Here is a 575-nt window from a genome sequence, read left to right on the forward strand (position 1 = left end):
ATGCCATCTGGCGCTCGCCGCTGCTCGGCGCGGAGATCGTGTTCAACGACCTGCGCGGCAAGGAGAGCGCGCGCATTGCAACGGTGTACAGCCAGGCGGCGTTCAACCAGGGGTATCTGCTCAACAGCAAAAAGCTTCCGCGTGGCGAAGGCTTCGAGATCACGACCAAAGGCTGGGGCACGGTGCGCGCGGCGAAGGGTCTGTTCCTCACGGCGGACGCGGCCGCCGGGGCGGATACGCCGCACCTGGAGATGCCGGCTGCCATCGCCCAGCTCAAGGCGGCGCTGCAGCGCGTGACGGATCTGGCGATGGCGACCAGGCAGGCCGGCGCCGATGCGGCCGACCGTGCCACGCAGACGGCGTTGCTTGACGGACTGAACCAGCTTCGCGAGGCGGGGCTGCTCGCGAGCGCGCCGGGCGGCATGGCGTTCGTGACGCCGAAATCGGCGCAGCACTCGGCGGGCGAAAGCGTGATCGTCACGGCGGGCAGGGACATGGACATGAGTGTCGTCAGGCGTCTGCGCATGGCAGCGGGCGACCTGATCTCGCTGTGCGCGCACAAGCTGGGTATCAAT

General features: G+C 68.3%; 1 protein-coding gene. It reads left to right on the plus strand.

Features of this window, described 5'->3' with window-relative positions; translation table 11 throughout:
* On the plus strand, nt 1-575 hold a 575-nt coding region (locus PKKP23_RS33590), incomplete at both ends, for a type VI secretion system Vgr family protein (protein ID WP_126880091.1).

Origin of the sequence: Paraburkholderia kururiensis JCM 10599 = LMG 19447, assembly GCF_003986935.1 — a bacterium.
Classification (GTDB): domain Bacteria; phylum Pseudomonadota; class Gammaproteobacteria; order Burkholderiales; family Burkholderiaceae; genus Paraburkholderia; species Paraburkholderia kururiensis.